The organism is Sodalinema sp., from assembly GCF_046483825.1.
Lineage (GTDB): Bacteria > Cyanobacteriota > Cyanobacteriia > Cyanobacteriales > Geitlerinemataceae > Sodalinema.
The window spans coordinates 1-2,957 of the sequence record NZ_JAWOCL010000290.1 but is presented as its reverse complement, the minus strand read 5'-3'; the positions used below and the strand labels follow the sequence as shown (position 1 = coordinate 2,957).

2 protein-coding genes and 1 pseudogene are annotated in these 2,957 nt (G+C 49.2%); 1 reads left to right on the top strand and 2 read right to left on the bottom strand.

Annotation, left to right across the window (positions count from 1 at the left end; genetic code table 11):
• Positions 1–194: pseudogene (locus R6U67_RS18555) on the bottom strand (Uma2 family endonuclease); the annotation flags it as partial.
• 61 nt (positions 195–255) lie between these two features.
• Positions 256–1,485, bottom strand: coding sequence for a glycosyltransferase 87 family protein (locus R6U67_RS18550; RefSeq protein ID WP_410253920.1), 1,230 nt, complete (start codon positions 1,483–1,485; stop codon positions 256–258).
• Between the two features lie 124 nt (positions 1,486–1,609).
• Between R6U67_RS18550 and R6U67_RS18545 the strand changes: the two genes are divergently transcribed.
• Positions 1,610–2,815 carry a glycosyltransferase family 2 protein gene (locus tag R6U67_RS18545; protein ID WP_410253919.1) on the top strand — a complete coding sequence of 402 codons (1,206 nt, stop codon included), beginning with the start codon at positions 1,610–1,612 and terminating at the stop codon, positions 2,813–2,815.
• Positions 2,816–2,957 lie beyond the last annotated feature (142 nt).

Below are 2,957 nucleotides of genomic sequence, written 5' to 3'. Positions count from 1 at the left end.
ATGCGGTTATTTCCCTCCACGGGATACCAGAGTAAATCCCCGGCGACGAACACCTCGGGATTGTCCGCAAAGAGTAATTCTAAGTTCTCTTTAATCACCACAATCCAGCGAAATTGTTTGGTATTATCCGCCATCGGTTGTCCGTCACTATCGGGGTAGATGATATCGGTTGATTTCGAGAGTTCTCTAACCATAATTGCCACGGCACTAGGAAACAGGTGTAATCGTCTTCTCGCACAGTTTTTGTTTGTTCAATTATAGCTTAGAACTCCTTGAAGATGTCAGTTTTTTATAAAACGTTAATAAAATGAAAAGCAACACCATGAACAAGATAAGATTCCGCAGATTTAACATCACGACAGATGGCGGATACATCAAGCGAAGTTGTCGGGTGACAAAGCTAACGGTTGTTGTTAGGGCAAAACTGACGCTGACTAGGGCAACTGTTGGCGATCGCAGCAGCGGCACAAAGGGCAATAACCAAATAAGATATTGCGGTGAAAACACTTTATTGGCGAGAATAAACCCGAGTAAAGTAGCGAGAGAAAATACCACCAAGGTCTGCGGTTTGATATGATGATTTTGGCGAAACTCTTGCCAAAACACAAAACCGCCTAAGCCATAAATGACCCCCATAAGTCCTAAAAACAAAAAGGGTTGTAGAGTCAGCAATGGATCGGCGAGGGGGGAAATAATATGTTGAGCGCCATAACTCATTTCTGAACTGGCTTCAGTCAGTCCCAAAACATGACCTAAACTAATGAGTCCCGCCCAAGTACTTTCAATTTGTAACCCTCGGTCTTTATGATAGGTTAAAAATGAGGTGAAACTGTCTCCAGCGAGATACCAAAACGGGGCAAAACTGGCGATGGTGGTGGCGATCGCACCGACGGCGAGTTTCACCACCCCACCCCAGTCACGAGAAGCGGCAAAATACAACAACCAAAGGGGGAGCAACACCACCGGATAGAGCTTCGTAGCGATGCCTAGACCGAGCGCTATGCCAGCCAAAAGCGGAAAATTGAAAATTATCCCCAAAAGCCCCCCTAACGTCAGTAAAGAGGGAAATAGGTCATATCGCCAGGGAAGCAGAGGCGCCAAGAGAACTGTTAAAACGAGATAGCCAATCAGGGTTTGCTGGCGGCGGGGATGAGGAATCAGGGCCAGGCCAACTCCCAGGAGACTGGTGACGATGAGATTCTCCATCATAAAGCCGATGGCGTAATCCACGCGATCGAGGGGAACCTGAGGCGAGAATAGCTGCGGAATTAGGATGGGAATTAGGGCCAGCGGGGGGTACTCTAGTAGAAAATCCCGGTAGGGAACCTGTCCGGCTTGCAAATATAGGGAGATACGGTGGTAATGTTGTAGGTCAAAGCCATGCCAGCTTTGATATTGGGGGACTATCCAGAGGCTAATCAGCGTCAGGAGAACAAATTGTAGAATCAGTAAACCGGGACTCCCCAGGAAACGATGTTTAATCATGAGATAAATTTGGGCAATGTTGATGGTGGGGTCAACCCCATTAACGTCTCGACGTTTAGACCATACTTTAAAACAAATCTGGAAACGAACCTGTTAATTTAAGGATTTTTTGAGGGATGCAATTATGAATTCGAGGACGGAACTCGAACAGCGTACATCAACAGCCAATCTGATTGATGTGTCCTTTGTTCTGCCTTGCTTAAACGAAGCCTTGACCCTGGAAACTTGTATAAAAAAAGCAAAAACAGCCATTTCTAATCTCGGCTTGCGCGGAGAGATTGTGGTTGCCGATAATGGGTCAAACGATGGGTCGCAAGCCTTAGCAGAATCCCTCGGGGCAAGAGTTGTGGATGTCCCGATTCGCGGCTATGGTGCGGCGTTGATTTGGGGAATTAACGCCGCTTTGGGAACCTATGTGGTCATGGGAGATGCCGATGACTCCTATGATTTTCGCGAAGCTGTTGCCATGGTCAAACAGCTTGAGGCAGGCTATGATTTAGTGGTAGGAACTCGCCTAAACGGGACGATTTTACCGGGGGCGATGCCTTGGAAAAATCGCTATTTGGGAACTCCGGTGTTAACGGCGGTGGTGAATCGCCTCTATCAGTCGAAGTTTTCCGATGTCAACTGTGGAATGCGGGCCTTTTCCAAACGGGCGTTTCAGCGGTTACAAATGGAATCGCCGGGGATGGAGTTTGCCTCAGAAATGTTGGTCAAAGCTGCGATGTTGGGGTTGAAGATTACGGAGGTTCCCATTACCTTACACCCCGATGGACGCGATCGCCCACCCCATTTGCGGCCCTGGTCCGACGGCTGGCGACATCTTAAATATATTCTCCTGTTTGCCCCCAAAGTCATTTACTGGGTTCCCGGAAGCTTCCTACTCAGCTTTGGCTTAATTTTGGCGGTGATGCTAAACCTCTCTCCCGGCGGAGAAGCCGTCTATGTGGGAACATTCCGTTTTAACGACCATTGGATTGTCGTTTCAGCGTTATCCTGTTTGCTGGGGTACGAATTGCTACTGACGGGACTCCTCGCCCATTTATATACCTTAACCCATCGCATTCAGCGGCGATCGCCCCGGATGGATTGGCTCGTCAACGTCGTCAGTATCGAGAAAATCCTGCTATTCTCCCTAGTGATGGTGGGAATCGGCATCGGCATCGAACTCTCAGTATTACGCAGTTGGTTTGCCGCCGAATTTGGTCCCCTGTACGCCATCCGTCCCGCCATCACCGGGATGGTCTTGATTCTCATGGGCGCACAAACCCTCTTTAGTGGTCTATTCTACGCGGTACTGTGCGATCGCTACCGCTTCACCAAACACTAACCCCAACCCCAGAAACCGAGTGTCTCCAAGACACCCGGTTTCTCGGCCCCCAGCGAACCCCGTAAACCCGTAACCCCAGAAACCGAGTGTCTCCAAGACACCCGGTTTCTGGGGTTACGGGTTTACGGGGTTCGCTGGGGGC